The organism is Wolbachia endosymbiont (group B) of Schoenobius gigantella (assembly GCF_964031005.1).
In the GTDB taxonomy this organism is placed as follows: Bacteria; Pseudomonadota; Alphaproteobacteria; order Rickettsiales; family Anaplasmataceae; genus Wolbachia; species Wolbachia pipientis.
Genome location: NZ_OZ035002.1, coordinates 330,865 through 347,401 on the forward strand (window position 1 = coordinate 330,865; position 16,537 = coordinate 347,401).

Below are 16,537 nucleotides of genomic sequence, written 5' to 3' on the forward strand. Positions count from 1 at the left end.
AAATCCAAATTCAATTACAGTTCATATGCATCAAAGGATCAACCGCTTGGCCATTATGTCGTATTGTGAAACACATCTGTGGATCTTTATCTTGTGTGCTTGATTTACCTGCAGATCCAATTACTTGACCTTGCTTTACTTTATCGCCAATTTCAACATGTATGTTTTTTAAATAGGAGTACACAGTCATGTAATTATCTTTGTGTTCCACTATAATTAAATTCCCATACCATCTCAGCCCTTTGCCTACATATATCACTTTGCCTGGTGCAGAGGAAACTACGTTCGTTCCATTTTGAGCAGCAATTTTTATGCCATCCTTACACATTTCATCAGAAGAGGTAGCTGAACCTTTAACTGGCATTACAAATTTACAATTTACCCCCACATTTTGTGTATTATTGTTATCTTTGTATATCCTATTTATGATGGCTTTTCTACTTTCTTTTTGCACTGAAGGCTCCCTAATTAAATGGTACTCTCTTGTATATTCCAGATCTCTTTTTCCGTAAAATTCTTCGCCTTTAAGCAGCACAGGTGCAGGTTTTTGCAGGCCACAGCCTATTAATATTGCTAATAACATAAGAAATGAGGCTATATGCCACATTTTAAACTCTCACAAAACTCCAAAATTTTAGCGAGACGTAGTGTTTCACGCCTGCTTGTTACTTTCCTCGTTATTTATTTTACTAGTTAAATAGTCCCTCAAATCGGTGAGTTCTTGCAACAAATTCTTTGTGACTTTTATATCATTACCAAATTCTTTTTGCACTCCTTTTATTGTATATCCTTTATCATATAGCATGTATTTTACTTTCTTTATGGCCTCTATACACTTGCGATCATATAGCCTTCTTCCTTTACGCTTTGTAGGCTTAATTTGATGAAATTGACCTTCCCAAAATCTCAAAACATGCTGTTCCAAATGTAGCTCTTCAGCTACTTCCCCAATCGTATAAAATAATTTTTCCTTGTTCATTAATTATTGATTGATTTTTTTATAATTTTTGAAGGCCTAAAAGAAACTGAATTTCTTGCCTGAATCATCACTTTCTCCGATGTATTTGGTATATTTCCTGGTCTTTCCTTCTTTTTCTTAACCAAGAATGTTCCAAATGACGATATTTTTACTATTCCATCCTTTACCAAGCTTGTCTTTATTTCGTCCAATATATCATCTATTATCGAAACAGAGTCTTCCTTTGATAATCCTATTTCTTGGTTTATATCTCCAGCTATCGTTGCCTTAGTTACTGTTGTGTCTTTTGTTGTAACGTGATCCATTATTGATAAATATTACAATACGTAAATATAATATAGCAATCGACTCGAGATTCAGCTACTTTATTTTTTAGAGTATGTCTCTTTTGTTGCATAATTTAAAATACCGGCAACTATCAATATCGCAAATATTGCAAAAAGTTCCATTTTATGATCTTTAAAAAGTGCTAACATTGACACTATAACTCCACTGCCAATAAACATAAATCCATTGATAATGGATGATGATGTGCTGATGTATTTTCGTTTCACAATCTCGCTGCCGACAGTAAAATTAAGCATATGTCCTCCCGCAAAAAACCCGAACATTAACATACAAAAGTACACAACGTGGACTGTTAAATGGCTGTATAGTAAAATAATAATTGAGACGCCTTGCAATAAAGCAAAAGCAGAAATTACATGTTTCCTATTTTTAAATAAGTTTGAGATTCGATCTGCAATTGGAGCACCAACTGCAAGACCAAGCCATAGTATTGCAGTTGCTATACCTGACTCCATTGCATTGAGTTCTGAGTTGCCCAGTAACCTTGGAGCCCACAAGGTATTAAGTGCTAAAAATGTTCCAAAAGTAATAGCACCCACCACTGAAGTTATCCAGATATCTCTTAATTTTAGCACTGTTAATATAGAGCACATTACTGTCTTCATAGAGCTTTTTATTGTGCGCTTTTCTGAGCTGCTTTCTGGAAGTGTGTTTGGACAAAAAAGCGTAAGTACAAATATCAACACACCAAATAGTATTATGCATACAATCAGATTTTTCCAATATGCATCTTCGGCAAGCAAGTTAGAGAACAGTATTTGAATTACCAAAGCAGAAAGGCTTGAAATTGTCTGCACTAGTGAAAACATTAGTCCAAATTGGGCAGCGGAAAAACATATGCTACTTGTGTGAGCAGCACCAATAAAACCAAATGATGCTCCAGTTGCAATCAACACTTGAGACAAAATCAAATGGGAGAAATTGTCACTATTAATAAGGACAAAAAACCCCAAGATCATAGTTGATAACGAGAAAAAATAAATTTTTTTACTGGAAAAAACATTAAACGTTGCTCCACTAAAAAATTGTAAGATGGCGAAAGTCCAAGTATATGCTGAATTAGCCAGTGCAACTTGCGCGATTGTAAGTCCAAGTTCCTTTTCGAGATTTACACTTATAAAGGTATAAATTATCTGCATGTTGCTGAATATAACAACCAAGTTACTAATCAGCCAAATGAACCAAGCCTTAGCTCTGCTTTCCATAAGATTTATTTTTATAAGTAATCTATTAGAAATTTAACACTAAGTCTCTTTTTAAGCTATTGTTTCCTGACTACTGTTATAGCTAACCCAAAAAACGGTTTCCCTACGTCATGCCGCCGCGGTATCTCTTAGCCGCTAACAAGCAGCGGGATGACGATTGTCAGGGTGTCATCCCAGCGCCCCTATGATGTCATCCGAGTAGCCAACACTGGTTTCCATCCAAGACGGTGTCATTCCAGTGCTTGACACTGGAATCCAGACTTTAATTGTTATACTTGTAAATAATCTGGTGAAAATAAACGTTCATCTCAAAATGCAGTATTTTTGTTGAAATAGCTCAACTGGATCCCAGTGTCTGGGCACTGGGATGACACCATAGGAGGCTACTTGGATGACAAAAAAAGGAGCACTGGGATGACAGCAGTCCTACGTCATACCGCCGCGGTATCTCTAGATCCCGCTAACAAGCAGCGGGATGACGAGCTTATCGTCACGCCGCCACGAACCGTCATACCGCGATTCATTCGCGGTATCTCAGCCGCTAACAAGTAGCGGGATGACGGTTGTCAGGGTGTCATGAAAGTAGCTGACACTGGAATCCAGAAAAAAAGAAATATGTATCAGCTACTTTCATTTGCTGCGCCTCGAAAATAAACGTTCATGTAGCTAAGCCATAAATCCAGTATAAAGACCTTTAATCATTGGCTTCGTAGTACTTCTCAACCAACTTATTAAGTAACCTTACACCAAAACCTACTGCTCCTCTTGGACAAATGTCAGTACCTTTCTCGTGCCAAGCAGTGCCTGCGATATCTAAATGTGCCCAGCAAGTTTCATTCACAAAACGCTGTAAAAACTGTGCAGCCATTATGCTATCTCCACCAGAGCCTGCAGGAGCGATGTTTTGAACATCAGCAATCGGTGAATCAATAATTTTGTCATAAGTTTCATTCATAGGAAAACGCCATAACTTCTCATTTACTTCATTTCCTGCATCAATCAGACGGTTTGCTAATTCATCATTATTTGAAAAAAGACCAGCATATTCGTTATTTCCAAGTGCAACCACTATAGCACCAGTTAAAGTTGCAAGATCAATCATAAATTTTGGTGAGAATCTATCTTGCGTATACCATAAAGCATCTGCAAGTATGAGCCTTCCTTCTGCATCGGTGTTCAACACTTCTATTGTTTGTCCAGACATTGAAGTTACTACATCACTTGGTCTTTGAGCATTACCACCCACTGCATTTTCTGCAAGTGCGACCACACCGATCGCATTTACTTTTGCTTTTCGTCCTGCTAAAGCATGCATCACCCCAACCACAGTAGCAGAGCCTGCCATGTCATATTTCATTGACTCCATACCACGTGAAGGTTTGAGTGATACTCCACCAGTGTCAAACGTTATACCTTTACCAACAAAAGCTATAGGCTTTTGTTCTTTAGAAGCTCCATTCCATTTTATCACTACTAATTTTGGTTCTTTACTACTTCCTTGTGCAACTCCAAGCAAGGCTCCCATTTTTTTCTCTTCCATCTGCTTTTTATCAAGCACCTCGATTTCAAGGCCAAGCTTAGTAAGTTCTTTTTTTATATGATCAGCATAGGATTCTGGATATAGAATGTTAGGAGGCTCTGTTATAAAAGAGCGCGCAAGGAATATACTCTCACCTTCTTGCCTTAAGTGCTCAAATGATCTTTCAGCATTACTTAATTGTTCATCTTTTACTAATACGGTAATCTCCTCTACCTCTGTAATTTTCTCATCCTTTTTAGTTTTATACTTATCAAACTTAAAACTACGCAGAAACGCACCATATGCAACATTTGCTGCACTACCTTCGATTAAAACCGCTGCTTTTTTAATTTTTAATCTGCTTAGCTCACAATATATTTTACCACCAATATTTAATTCTTTATTTTCATTCCATTCATCCTTCTTACCCAGTCCAACAACTATAACATTTTTTTCTTCTGGCAAAGCAGTAGAGAAAAATTCACCAAAACTTCCATTGAAATCGCTAAATTGCTTTATATTATCTATGACCTGTTTTCCTTGCAAAACTCCGCCATCATTTACGGTTTCGTTGTCTTCAAATAAACCCATTACTATTGTTTTAAAATCGGGCGAAATTTTAGAAATTGTTATTTTCATTGCTGGTATCTCCGTTGCAAATAATTGTAAACTGTACATAAAACACAGCAAAAACATCAGTAAGATATTTTTCATATACATCCTAAGTACAATAACACTTAAGTTTACTATGGACTCCCTTACATGCAAGGTTTTTTATCTTTTATTAGAGAACTTATTATATCCGCCCAAGGTAATGTTAAACGTATAGGTTTTTATGACCTGATCACTGTAAGTAAATGGTGTTATGAGAAGGCTTGCAAGCCCATTACTAACAAAATCTTCAAGAACAGGATCAGCGCAATTATCGCAATTATGGTCAGCAAAAAACATTTGCGTTGTGAATTCTGGAAAATCCGGATGTTGAACTAGAAAGTTGATATGTGGAGCTCTATCACCAATTTTACCAGGTGCTATCGTAATAAAATTATAATAGCCAAGATTATTCACTACAAACCTTCCTGATCCAGCAAAATTCAGATCATCCTCTATATTCTTATCGTAATGGTTCACGCCGCGTGAATTCGCGTGCCATATAGAAACTACAGCATTTTGTATTGGTAAGCAGTTTATATCAGTAATTCTACCCACTATGTGTATTAATTCCCCTATTGCACTATTTGGAGAACCAGGTTTCCTTCTTAAATTGTTTGAAGAGCTAAAATTTTTTGGCCTTGCATCAAGGTCATATATTTCCGGAGTTTTAATGCAGTTGAGCAAAACAGGATCAGCTGCAAATAGCGGCAAACTGAATATCATTTGTACTAAAAGTGCTAACAAGATATTTTTCACATTCATTTCATTTATAATAGACTTCTTGCATAACCATATAACAAACTTTTATTGGAAATAGAAACGAAAAAACTTGCTTGACACCCTTCGCCAGCCCCCTTATCATGAAACTGAAGGTATTCAGTTATCTTCATCTGTGCAGATTAAACAGCAAGAAAACAACGTAGTTGGCGTCTTATTTTTAATTTTTTGCACTATGTGCACCTTATGTCTTCACAATATTTCTAGGTTTTTACCTACACAAGCTGAAACGCGCTATTTAAAACATTAAAAAACGCCAACTTAAAAAATGGATAGTGAATAACTAGCTACCCTAGGGTTTCTTTTGCCTTTTTTTCTGTTTAGTAAATTGTATCCGTTCAGCGGAGTGGTAGAATAAGGTAGACAAAGCAAGATAATAAAGATAATCATAGAGCAAAAGTGAGGTAATGTGGTAAACCTTTTAGAACTTTGCAAAAATTTACAGCAAAAAATAGAAAAACTGAAAGCAGAGATAGAAAACTTAAAAGCAGAAAATAAAGCTTTAAAGATAGAGAACGCTGAATTAAAGGAAAGGCTTGGTTTAAACTCGAAAAATTCATCTCTACCGAGCTCTAAAGAATTGTACAAAACAAAAAAGGACAAGCCAAAAAGCGAAAGGAATGTTGGCGATCAGGTTGGGCATAAAGGAAATTTTCATGCCACAATGGAAGCGGATAAAGTAGTAAAAATAGAGTTGCCTAATATTTGCGAATGCGGAGGAGAGCTTGTAATATGCGAAAAACCTTATGTTCACCAAAAAGTTGATCTTCCGGAAATTAGGCCTTATGTAGTAATTGGAACATGGTCGTTGTTGGAGATGCAGAAAAAGAAAAAGTAGCAAGTTACCAGAAGGTGTTACGCCAGATACATTTGGTCCAAGGGTTAAGTCTATAATTGCAGCACTCAGCGGATTTTACAAAAACTCAAAGCGTGAAGTGGCTAGTATCATAAATGACATTTTTAATTTGAACATAAGTGTTGGCAGCATATCAAATCTTACTATTACCCACAAATATAAATGTACTTATAAATAAAGTATTACAATATTAAAGTTTGCAAATATTGAGGGTATAAAAATGGCAAACGAGAGTAATGAATGGGCTAAAAATGAATTTGGAGATGCTGTACTTGGAGATAAAAGATTAACTGACCGATTAGTAAAGATTGCTGATAGTTTGATAAGTTTACCTGAAAGCTCAATTAATGAGGCATGCGGAAGTTGGTCAGAAGCAAAAGCAGCATAACGTTTTTTTCAAAATGAGAACGTAAAAGAAGTCGATATTCTAGCTTCACACATTGATAAAACAGTTGAAAGAACAAAAGCTCATAAAAGAATTCTTGTGATTCAAGATACAACTTATATTTCATACTCAAGCCATAAGCGGATTGGGAACTATTGCTGGAAAAGGAGCAGTAATGCATACAGCCCTTGCTGTTAGTACGGAAGCTGGGAATACTGGATCAAAAGATTTACTCGAGGCAACTCATTTCTGAAGAAGAAAAAAGACTAAAGAGCCATCGTAACAACGTTCATATTGAGGATAAAGAAAGTATGAAATGGCTAGAAAGTTTAAAGAAAACAAATAATATTATAGATCTGGCCCAAACCGAAGCTATAACTGTATGTGACAGAGAAGCAGATATGCATGATTTTTTTGAACTTGCACATAATCTTAACTCAGCAATTTTAGTAAGAGCTCGCCACAACAGAAATGTAAATAAAAAATTCATGCATACCAGGAACAAGCAAAAATTATGGTCATTTATCCAAGGCCTCCCTTGCGCTGGAAAAGTAGAAGTTGAAATCCCTGCTAGAGATAACAAGCAAAAAAGGACAGCGTTTTTAGAAATTAGATTCGGAAAATTTATCACATGAAGGCCATATAAAATGTAAAGAAGGTCACATAAAATATAAACCGACAGAGTCTACAACTTCACGCAATTCATGTTGTTGAAAAAAACTCTCCTCCCGAAGCAAGTCCTCTAGAGTGGATGCTTTTTTCCGGTCAGTACTTTTGAAGAAGCTGTTGAAAAAGTTAGTTGGTATTGTTTGAGATGGAAAATAGAGATATTGCATAAGATTTTAAAATCTGGTCTCAAAGTTGAGGAATGTAGACTTGGAACAGCAGAAAGATTAATGAGGTATTTAACAGTCATGAGCATTATTGCTTGGAGAATTTTCTTTATTACATCAATTGCAAGAACTAACCCAACATTACTATGTACTGCCTTATTAGCTGAGGAAGAATGGAAAGTTTTATATGTTAAAATACACAGGAAACCATGTCCAAATATAGCCCCTACTATAAAAGAAGCCGTTTCGTGAACTTGGAGGTCATTTAGCAAGAAAAAGCGACCCAAAACCAGGACCAATTACTCTTTGGAAAGGGTGGAGACGTCTCTTTGATCTAGCAGAAGGATGGAGACTTGCTCATGAACCTCATATTTGTGGGTAATAGTAAGGTTTCTAAGGGAGGGAGTAGTAGTAATACTGCTTCCTTACCTGACCAGTTTGCTCGTGATAAAGGTTTTGAGAAACGAGCTCAACTATATGCTGCTAAGGCTTACTCAAGGCAAGCTGATAAATCTGGTAAGTACATTGATTTAAAGAAGGTTTTCTTTATTGCTATCTCTAATTGTAATTTATTTCCTGATAAGCTTGATTATATATCCAGCCACACTATAAGAGGTGAGAAAACCTATGAGCATGACTTAAAAGATTTTCAATTTGTATTTATTGAACTACCTAAATTTCCTAAGAATAAGGAAGAACAGCTAGAAAGCATAGTGGATCGTTGGTTATTTTTCTTCAGTGCGACCCGGAAAGCCGTGGTTTTGTGATGGTTAAATTCCATCTTCCCTAGACATCGGGGATAATGTATGTCTCACATTTCAAAGGATGGCAACCTTTGGGATGCAAGCATGAGATAAAAGCAGGTAACACTAAACCTCATGGTGAATCCCTGCAAACAGAGTTAGATATGATTACGAGAGGAACCTATGTTTGAATTGTCGTCAAAGCATAGTATGCGAAAAGAGGTTGAACTACGCATAGACCAAAATGGTACGAAGCAAAAGGGGAACTAAAGATTGAAGACTTTAGTTATTGATGTTCCCAGCTTCCGGCAAATAGTAGGAATCTAAGTTTAACGTGAAACGAAGCTATGGAACGGAGTAACCACATAAAAGCTCTTATATTCATTAAATATAAGTAGGTAGCCAACCACAAGCCGCTATGTGGAAGGATTGTTTAAGAAGCTAATGCCCACAAAGTAATATCTGGGATATGCAGACGTAAACACTTTAATTTGGAAGGTAAAGTGGTGAATAGTAGTGAATATGTTATGGACCAGCAAAAAGCTAGGTATGAATGGAATGGAATTCCTTGGCGAAAGCTGAAGAAATCTTCATTTAAGCTACAAAAACGAATTTACCAAGCCTCTAAATGTAATGATATCAAAAAGATGCACAACCTTCAGAGATTATTACTCAAATCAACAAGTGCAAGAACGATCGCAGTTAGAAGGGTAACTCAGGACAACAGAGGGAAAAAAACTGCAGGTATTGATGGAAAAGCTAACCTTAGTCAAAAAGAAAGATTGCAATTGGCAAACTCCTTAGATATAAGAGAGAAAGCAAAGCCATCAAGACGTGTCTGGATCCCAAAACCTGGTAAGCCATCGGAATATCGCCCGCTTGGTATACCAACTATATCGTGTCGAGCAAAACAAACACTTGTAAAAATGGTGTTGGAACCAGAATGGGAGGCAAAACTTGAGCCAAACACTTATGGTTTTAGACCTGGTAGATCATGTCATGATGCAATTGAAGCCATATTTAATGTGCTAAAACAGAAAACAGCATATGTATTAGATGCTGATATTTCTGGATGCTTTGACAATATTAACCATAATAAACTGCTTGAAAACCACACCAGCGTTAAAGAAAATCATAAGAGGATGGTTAGAAGCGGGTGTTATGGAAGATGGAAAGCTTCAATCCACAAAACGTGGTACAATTCAAGGAGGCACCGTTGCTAGCTTGTGTTGCATTACACGGATTAGAGCAACATGTCAAAAAAGCATTAACAAACGAACTCTTTCAATGCATGAAAAGAAAATATGGTAGGATATCGCATAAAAACGCGCAAAAGTCTATTAGTGTAATTTTCTACTGTGATGATTTTGTCATCATACATGAAAACGAAGAGATTATTCTTAAAGCAAAAATTTTAGTTGAAGAATGGTTAGAAACCATTGGACTAAAATTAAAGCCCTCTAAAACAAGAATTTCTCATACATTAAGAACCATTGACGAAACAAAACCAGGATTTGATTTTCTTGGATTTTCAATAAGACAATATCCAACAAAAGAAAGTAAAAAAGGTTACACATTATTAATAAAACCAAGTCGTAATTCTATAAAGCAGCATACATTTGCTATTAAACATAAACTTAGAGAAATGCGTGGGGCGCCACAGGAAGTAATAATAAGGAATCTCAATCCAATAAACAGAGGATGGAGTCAATATTACTCTTCGGTAGTTTCATGTAAAATCTTTAGCTCATTGGATAATACTATACATAGAAAGCTCTGGAAGTGGGCAGTCTTTAGGCACCCAAACAAAGGGAAATGCTGGATAAAAAGAAAATACTTTAAAAAGTATAATAACGATAACTGGCGTTTTATGACAAGTAACAAGATACATCTTATTATACACAGCGATCATGTTATTAAACGACATATCAAAGTGCAAAAAACCAGATCTCCATATGATGGTGATTGGGTATATTGGGGTAATCGTCTTAGAGAAATACCAGATAAGCCATCGAGAGTAATAAAACTATTGAAGTTACAACAAAGTAAATGCGGTAATTGTAGACTATGGTTTGAAAGTGATGATATAATAGAAATACATCATAAAGACCGGAATAGACGAAACAATATGATCAAAAATTTATCTTTGTTACATGGGCATTGTCACGATGAATTACACAGGAGGTGTGCATGACAAGCACCAAATTAGAGAGAAGCCGTATGAGGCGCAAAGTCTCACGTACGGTTTTGAAGTCGAGTGAGGAGGGGCGACCTTCTTCACTTAGACAACAGTATGCAGATGAAACTACAGATGAAGACCTAAGGAATATAGCAGAAAAATCACCAATAATAAAGTTAGCCTACGATGAATTAGACAGGTTTAGCTGGAATGAAAAAGATTTAGTAGCATATGAAGAAAGAATAATGGATCTGCGGAAAGAAGAAGCCATTCTTGAATACAAACTTGAGGAAGGTATAGAGAAAGGAAAAATCGAAGTTGCAAAAAATTTACTTAAAGCTGGTGTATCTGTTAATTTAATAGCTGAATCCACTGGCCTTTCTCAAGCTGAAATTGTACAGCTTAAGCAAGAAGTGGCCTAAGTATCACGTTTTTCAGGGCTTTTTTAGCTCGGCAGTGGTCTGAAAAGTCCATTTTTCACTTTATAAAATGTTTATATTTTACCACCTACTTTATTTGAATAAGTTCTTCTGCCACACTCTGAACGGATACTTGAATCAGGCTCAAGTTGACAAGTAGATGTTATCTTGTTATAATAAATATTTATTAATTTAATCTTAACTTAAGAGGGTATTTATGGTAGCAAGTGATAGTGTTTTAAAAAGGTATGCGTTAGCCTATATAAAGAAATTAGGTAATAATAATAATATTGAAGGGTTTCTACAGTATTGTAATAATACACCGAATTTAACTTGGAGCAAGGAGAATTTTAAAAATGTGTATGAAGAATTTACACATCCAAATTCAAGCAATAGGCACGATACAGGAAGCAGAAATGATCAATATAACGCAGGGAATAACGCACAACCTACAGGCTCTCAGATTACACATATACATGTACACAATAGAGGTTTAGACTTTTGGGATTATTTGCTATTACAATGCTGGATGGATTCTTTATTCGGTGGACGTGGTCACACTACGGTTAATAATATAACGAATATTAACAATGGTAATACCACTCATCAAGGGAGAAAAGAGAATAAAAAAGAATCAGAAGACAGTAGAAAGCTATTAGCTTTGGGTATAGTAGCTGCAGTTGTGTGTGTTGCTTTCCATGCTGGTATGTGTTTTTGGTATAACAGCAGCAGAAAAGTGGCTAGAAAAGAAGAAAAAATAGATTACCTGGATAGTAAATTTAAAACGTTCAGAAATATAGAATTTGCGGTTGGCGTTGTTTCTTTGGCAGCTTTGGTAGCTTGTGCTGTTTACCCAGTCTTACCAGTGTGGGGTTTAGCTATCCTTGGCGTTAATTCTCTCGTATGTTTTGCTGGTGGTTTAGCTTTTCATATGAAGCATGAGGAAGAATTAGAAAATATCGAGAAAGCTAAAGGAGCGGTAGATAGCTGTCTTAGACAAGGGCATGGTTATGGAGATTCTTCTCGTTATGATGCACCACCTCCTTACTTTTCTCAAGATCCTAATACTACTCCAACTGCTCCTCCTTGTAGTGAATTTGATAATTCTAATGCGAAACGGCAGTTTGAAAATTGTGAGGGGTTCACGTATGATAGAAATCAATAGTTTTATTTTTAGCCAAATTAATTGAATCAAGCTACAAAACCTGCTAAAGTTAACTTTGTGAAAGCACCCTTAGCTCAGTTGGATTAGAGCATTTGACTACGGATCAAAAGGTCGGGCGTTCAAGTCGCTCAGGGTGCACCACATTTTATAGGAAACAGAAGTCACACTTGAAATTAATATATGTAATACCTATCTTTAAAGGTTAAGCACTAAACTATTATATATGAGCAAAAAAGACTACTATGATCTGCTGGAAGTAGGCAGAAATGCCAGTATTGATGAGATAAAAAAAGCGTATAAAAAATTAGCATTAAAATATCATCCTGATAGAAATCCTGGCAATCAAGAAGCAGAGGAAAAATTTAAAGAAGTAACAGCTGCATATGAAGTTCTGTCTGACTCTGAGAAAAGGGCAGGCTATGACCGTTATGGCCACGAAGGTGCTTCTGGTGGATTTCAAGGCTTTAGCTCTGCAGGAGATTTTAGCGACATATTCAATGACTTCTTTGGTGGAGGATTCGGTGGTGGTGCAAGTAGATCGAGAGCAAAAAGAAGTACAACAGGAGTATCTGGAGCAGACCTACGTTATGATCTTGAAATTACCTTAGAAGATGCATTTAAAGGAATACAAGCGCCTATACATTATGTGACAAATGTAAAATGTGATACATGCCAAGGCACAGGTGGCGAAGGAGCAATTAAACCAGTTCAGTGCCACACATGCCAGGGAAGCGGTAGGATTAGAACTCAACAAGGCTTTTTTACCATCGAAAGAACATGTACTACATGCTATGGGGAAGGAGAAATAATACAAAACAAATGTAAGAAATGTGGTGGAAGTGGACGTAGAAGAGATGAAGTAAATATATCCGTTTCAATTCCAAAAGGCATAGAAGAAGGAGCTAAGGTAAGGATAAGTGGTAAAGGAGAAGCTGGAACAAAAGGTGGAAAAAGTGGAGATTTATACGTATACGTGAAAATAATTTTCCATAAAATCTTTGCTAGAAATAAAGCAGATTTACACTGTAAAGTGCCTATAAGAATGACACTAGCAGTGCTTGGTGGTGAAATCGATATTCAATCAATTGATGGAGCTAAAATAAAAGTAAAGGTCCCTGAAGGCACTCAAACTGGTACCAAACTACGTTGTAGGGAAAAGGGTATGCCATATATGAACTCACATGCTCGTGGTGATTTATACGTACAGGTAATAGTTGAGACTTTAAATCCAAAAAATTTAACTAAAAAGCAAATTGAACTATTAAAAGCGCTTGAAGAAGAGGAAAATGCAAGTGTACAACAGCAATCTGAAGGGTTTTTTAGTAAAGTAAAAAAAAAAATAAGAAATCTGCTAAATGACATTAAAGGGGTAACTGTTTACGGGTTTTCATTTAATCCTGCAATTCTTTGACCTTATTAATGGAAAACTTAACAATAGTGTTATTATTAGCCAACAGAAACTTCTTAGTTCCTTAAAACTATGTAAAAGCAATAAATTTCTTTATTTAAGGTCGAAGTTTTGCTATTCTCAGGTTTTAATAATTTAAATTTAATGAATATAAACAAAAATGAGTTTTTATTTCTTCCGCTTGGGGGAGTAGGAAGAATCGGGATGAATGTTAGCCTATATCATTACCAAGGTAAGTGGATTATGATCGACCTTGGTGTTGGTTTTGCAGATGAAACTATGCCAGGTGTTGAGCTGCTCATTGCTGATATAGATTTTATTGCTCAAAGAAAAAAAGATTTACTTGGAATAATAATTACACATGCACATGAGGACCACTGCGGTGCAGTGCCCCACTTGTGGGAAGAGTTGCAGTGCTCCATATATACAACAAAGTTTACGGTTAATTTTCTTAAAGAGAAACTAAAAGAATTTCGATTGGAAGGTATAGTGCCTGTGAAAGAGGTAGACATAAATGGCAGCATAAATTTGGGTCCTTTTACCGTCGAGTTTATAAATGTAACTCATTCAATTCCTGAGGCAAATTCAATATTAATTAGCACTGAAATGGGTAGTGCACTCCATACCGGAGACTGGAAATTTGATCCAAAACCTGTTGTTGGATTAACTTCTAATATGGAGCGTCTAAAAGAAATTGGCGATAAAGGTGACCTGCTTGCAGCAATTTGCGATTCAACCAATATATTAAGCAAGCATCACCCTGAGTCAGAAGGTGAAATTTATAATAATATTTATAACATAATAAAGCGGTCTAAAAAATTAGTTGCTGTTTCGCTATTCGCTTCAAATGTGGCACGAATTGAAACGATAAGCCAAGCTGCAAAAGCACTAAATAGAAAAGTAGTTTTACTTGGTAGATCTTTATGGAGAATAGTGAAAGTTGCGCAAGATAGTGGTTATTTAACTGATTCTCCTCAGTTTCTTGAAGCAAAGGAAGCAGTAAATTTTCCAAGGGAAGAACTGGTGCTACTTTGCACAGGTTGTCAAGGTGAGCCACTGGCAGCTACCGCAAGACTTGCTGCTAAGAGTCATCAAGCATTTAAAATGCAGCAAGGTGATACCATGATCTTTTCGTCAAAAATCATTCCTGGAAATGAAACTCGTGCGCACAACATGCTCAATGCCTTTATTGAGATGGGGGTAGAAGTTATTACTGAAAAAACAGAGCATGTTCATGCTTCTGGGCATCCAACAAGAGAAGAGCTAAAGGAAATGTATTCTTTAATAAAACCGAAGATGTCTATTCCAGTTCACGGCGAATATATTCACACGCATGCACATGTAAAATTTGCTAAAGAGTGCGGTGTGGCAAAAGCAATAATGATTGCACCAGGTGATATTGTTAATTTGGAGAACGGAGGAAAGGTTGATTCAATTGATGTTGACTACTTTGGTATTGATGGTATGTTGCTACGTCATCCGGAGAGCAGTGTTATAAAAATGCGTAAAAGAATGAGAGATGCCGGAGTTATTGTGGTAACAGCAGTTGTAAACAAGAAAAATAAATTGCTTGCTAAACCAAAAGTATTTGTACCTGGTGTTTTTGAAGTGCTAGAAGATGCAGCTACCATACAGAAAATTGTCAAGAAAGTTGAGTCGTTGTTTAGTTTGCAGCCAACAAAAAAAATTAAAAATAAGATTGAAAGTTCAATATTGAGTATCTTAAAGGAATATTTACTAAAAAGGCCTATAATTGAGGTTCAGATAGAACAGGTATGAAATGAATGAAGCTATTCGTTCATCTGGTGTTATTTATTTCGTTATTTATTCCTTATTTTACAAAAGCTGCTTTATATGTTGATATAAAAAAAAGCAGTGTTGGTAACATTGGTCTTGTTGTATCTAAATGTACATGTAAAACAGCGTTGGAAAGCGAATTAAGCGAAAATATTGCAAAGGTAATAGGAACAAATTTATCTAATTGTGGCTTATTTAATGTAAAACGTGGCGCGGAAGCTGAATCTAAATCTTGGAAAAGCGATACTGTAGTCACAGTAAGTTTAAGCGAAATATCTGGTAGTGCATTAGAGCTATCATTTCGTTTATTTGACGCTTTTACAAAAAGAGAATTACTTACTCAGTCAGTTGTTTTTCCAGCAAAAGACTGGAGAAAAATTGGTCACCTCGTTTCGGATGTGATACATGATAGATTAATTGGTGAGAAAGGGCACTTCAACACAAAAATCACGTATATCGCTGAAGAAAAAGATAGCAACTACAAATCTGTGCGTAAAATTGCTGTGATGAATCAAGATGGAAGTAATATAAAATACTTAACAAATGGCGATAGATTTGTGTCAACACCGAGATTCTCACCAAATGGAAAGGGTATTGTTTATATCTCGTACGCAAATGGTAAAAGTTATATAATATTAAAAAATTTAAAAGATAACACTGAATCAATAATCAGCGCATTTGAAGGAGTTGTTTCTGCACCAAGATTTTCTCCCGATGGTAAATCTCTTTTAATTTCCCACTCATTGGGTGGTGAAACGAATATATTATCTTTGGATTTAAGTAGTAAACGAACAAAAAAAATTACTAAAGGTTCAGCTATAAGCACTTCTCCCTCTTTTTCTCCAGATCAAAAGTATATGGCTTTTAGTTCTGATATAAGTGGGAGTCAGCAACTGTACGTTATCGATTTTACTAACAAAAGTAAAAAACCTAAAAGAATTAGTTTTGGAAGTGGAAGATATGCTACGCCTGTTTGGTCGCCAAAAGGAGATCTGATAGCTTTTACAAAGATTCAGTCAGGAAAATTTTACATAGGAGTTATGAAGCCAGATGGCAAAGAAGAACGTCTGCTTTCAGAGGGGCATAAAATTGAATCCCCGGCATGGTTACCAAATGGTAGAGAAATCATTTTTACAAGAACAGAATCACCAAGCAACTCTAAACTATATTTAGTAGACTTAGTAAAGAAAAATCAAAAAATGGTTTCCACTCCCACAAATGCTTCTTTACCGGATTGGTCTTATTTTTGAAAGTAGATCTATTATAGATT

General features: G+C 36.0%; 12 protein-coding genes, 1 tRNA gene and 4 pseudogenes. 11 read left to right on the forward strand and 6 right to left on the reverse strand.

The window, feature by feature from the left end; translation table 11 throughout:
* Nucleotides 1-10 precede the first annotated feature (10 nt).
* From ACQH2O_RS01680 to ACQH2O_RS01705, 6 genes are all read right to left on the reverse strand, one after another.
* On the reverse strand, nucleotides 11-607 hold the full coding sequence (locus ACQH2O_RS01680) for a murein hydrolase activator EnvC family protein (protein WP_006279879.1): 597 nt from the start codon (nucleotides 605-607) through the stop codon (nucleotides 11-13).
* A gap of 45 nt (nucleotides 608-652) precedes the next feature.
* The gene (locus ACQH2O_RS01685; RefSeq protein WP_006279880.1) at nucleotides 653-979 is read right to left on the reverse strand and encodes a MerR family transcriptional regulator; all 327 of its coding nucleotides are present in this window, start codon (nucleotides 977-979) and stop codon (nucleotides 653-655) included.
* Entirely contained in the window at nucleotides 979-1,284 is a 306-nt protein-coding gene (locus ACQH2O_RS01690) for an integration host factor subunit alpha (protein WP_006279881.1), read from the reverse strand. Before ACQH2O_RS01690 ends, ACQH2O_RS01685 begins: the two co-directional genes overlap by 1 nt.
* 60 nt (nucleotides 1,285-1,344) lie before the next feature.
* Complete coding sequence (locus ACQH2O_RS01695) at nucleotides 1,345-2,532, reverse strand: MFS transporter (protein WP_425385236.1); 1,188 nt, start codon at nucleotides 2,530-2,532, stop codon at nucleotides 1,345-1,347.
* A 694-nt stretch (nucleotides 2,533-3,226) separates the two neighbouring features.
* Nucleotides 3,227-4,729, reverse strand: a complete 1,503-nt coding sequence (locus ACQH2O_RS01700; protein WP_010962337.1) for a leucyl aminopeptidase — start codon at nucleotides 4,727-4,729, stop codon at nucleotides 3,227-3,229.
* A 96-nt stretch (nucleotides 4,730-4,825) separates the two neighbouring features.
* Nucleotides 4,826-5,467, reverse strand: coding sequence for a protocatechuate 3,4-dioxygenase (locus ACQH2O_RS01705; protein ID WP_010962336.1), 642 nt, complete (start codon nucleotides 5,465-5,467; stop codon nucleotides 4,826-4,828).
* Between the two features lie 424 nt (nucleotides 5,468-5,891).
* On the opposite strand from ACQH2O_RS01705, the pseudogene ACQH2O_RS01710 reads away from it, so the two are divergent.
* The 11 genes and pseudogenes from ACQH2O_RS01710 to ACQH2O_RS01760 form a co-directional block, all read left to right on the forward strand.
* A pseudogene (locus tag ACQH2O_RS01710) lies at nucleotides 5,892-6,504 on the forward strand (DUF6444 domain-containing protein); the annotation flags it as partial.
* Nucleotides 6,505-6,558: 54 nt separating this feature from the next.
* A pseudogene (locus ACQH2O_RS01715) lies at nucleotides 6,559-7,938 on the forward strand (IS4 family transposase).
* Nucleotides 7,939-7,990: 52 nt separating this feature from the next.
* Nucleotides 7,991-8,293: pseudogene (locus ACQH2O_RS01720) on the forward strand (PD-(D/E)XK nuclease family transposase); the annotation flags it as partial.
* 512 nt (nucleotides 8,294-8,805) lie between these two features.
* Complete coding sequence (locus ACQH2O_RS01725) at nucleotides 8,806-9,522, forward strand: reverse transcriptase N-terminal domain-containing protein (RefSeq protein ID WP_218936969.1); 717 nt, start codon at nucleotides 8,806-8,808, stop codon at nucleotides 9,520-9,522.
* Complete coding sequence (locus tag ACQH2O_RS01730; protein WP_197907114.1) at nucleotides 9,468-10,493, forward strand: group II intron maturase-specific domain-containing protein; 1,026 nt, start codon at nucleotides 9,468-9,470, stop codon at nucleotides 10,491-10,493. Before ACQH2O_RS01725 ends, ACQH2O_RS01730 begins: the two co-directional genes overlap by 55 nt.
* 95 nt (nucleotides 10,494-10,588) lie before the next feature.
* Nucleotides 10,589-10,900, forward strand: a pseudogene (locus ACQH2O_RS01735) (Rpn family recombination-promoting nuclease/putative transposase); the annotation flags it as partial.
* A 214-nt stretch (nucleotides 10,901-11,114) separates the two neighbouring features.
* Nucleotides 11,115-12,062 (forward strand): hypothetical protein, encoded by a 948-nt coding sequence (locus tag ACQH2O_RS01740; protein WP_070356716.1) that lies wholly within the window; start codon nucleotides 11,115-11,117, stop codon nucleotides 12,060-12,062.
* A 63-nt stretch (nucleotides 12,063-12,125) separates the two neighbouring features.
* Nucleotides 12,126-12,203, forward strand: a tRNA-Arg gene (locus tag ACQH2O_RS01745).
* An 82-nt stretch (nucleotides 12,204-12,285) separates the two neighbouring features.
* Nucleotides 12,286-13,473 carry a molecular chaperone DnaJ gene (gene dnaJ / locus ACQH2O_RS01750; RefSeq protein WP_425385237.1) on the forward strand — a complete coding sequence of 396 codons (1,188 nt, stop codon included), beginning with the start codon at nucleotides 12,286-12,288 and terminating at the stop codon, nucleotides 13,471-13,473.
* Nucleotides 13,474-13,614: 141 nt separating this feature from the next.
* Nucleotides 13,615-15,249: a ribonuclease J gene (locus tag ACQH2O_RS01755; protein ID WP_038198529.1), complete on the forward strand. Its 1,635-nt coding sequence runs from the start codon at nucleotides 13,615-13,617 to the stop codon at nucleotides 15,247-15,249.
* Between the two features lie 5 nt (nucleotides 15,250-15,254).
* Nucleotides 15,255-16,517, forward strand: coding sequence for a Tol-Pal system protein TolB (locus ACQH2O_RS01760; RefSeq protein ID WP_006279726.1), 1,263 nt, complete (start codon nucleotides 15,255-15,257; stop codon nucleotides 16,515-16,517).
* Nucleotides 16,518-16,537 lie beyond the last annotated feature (20 nt).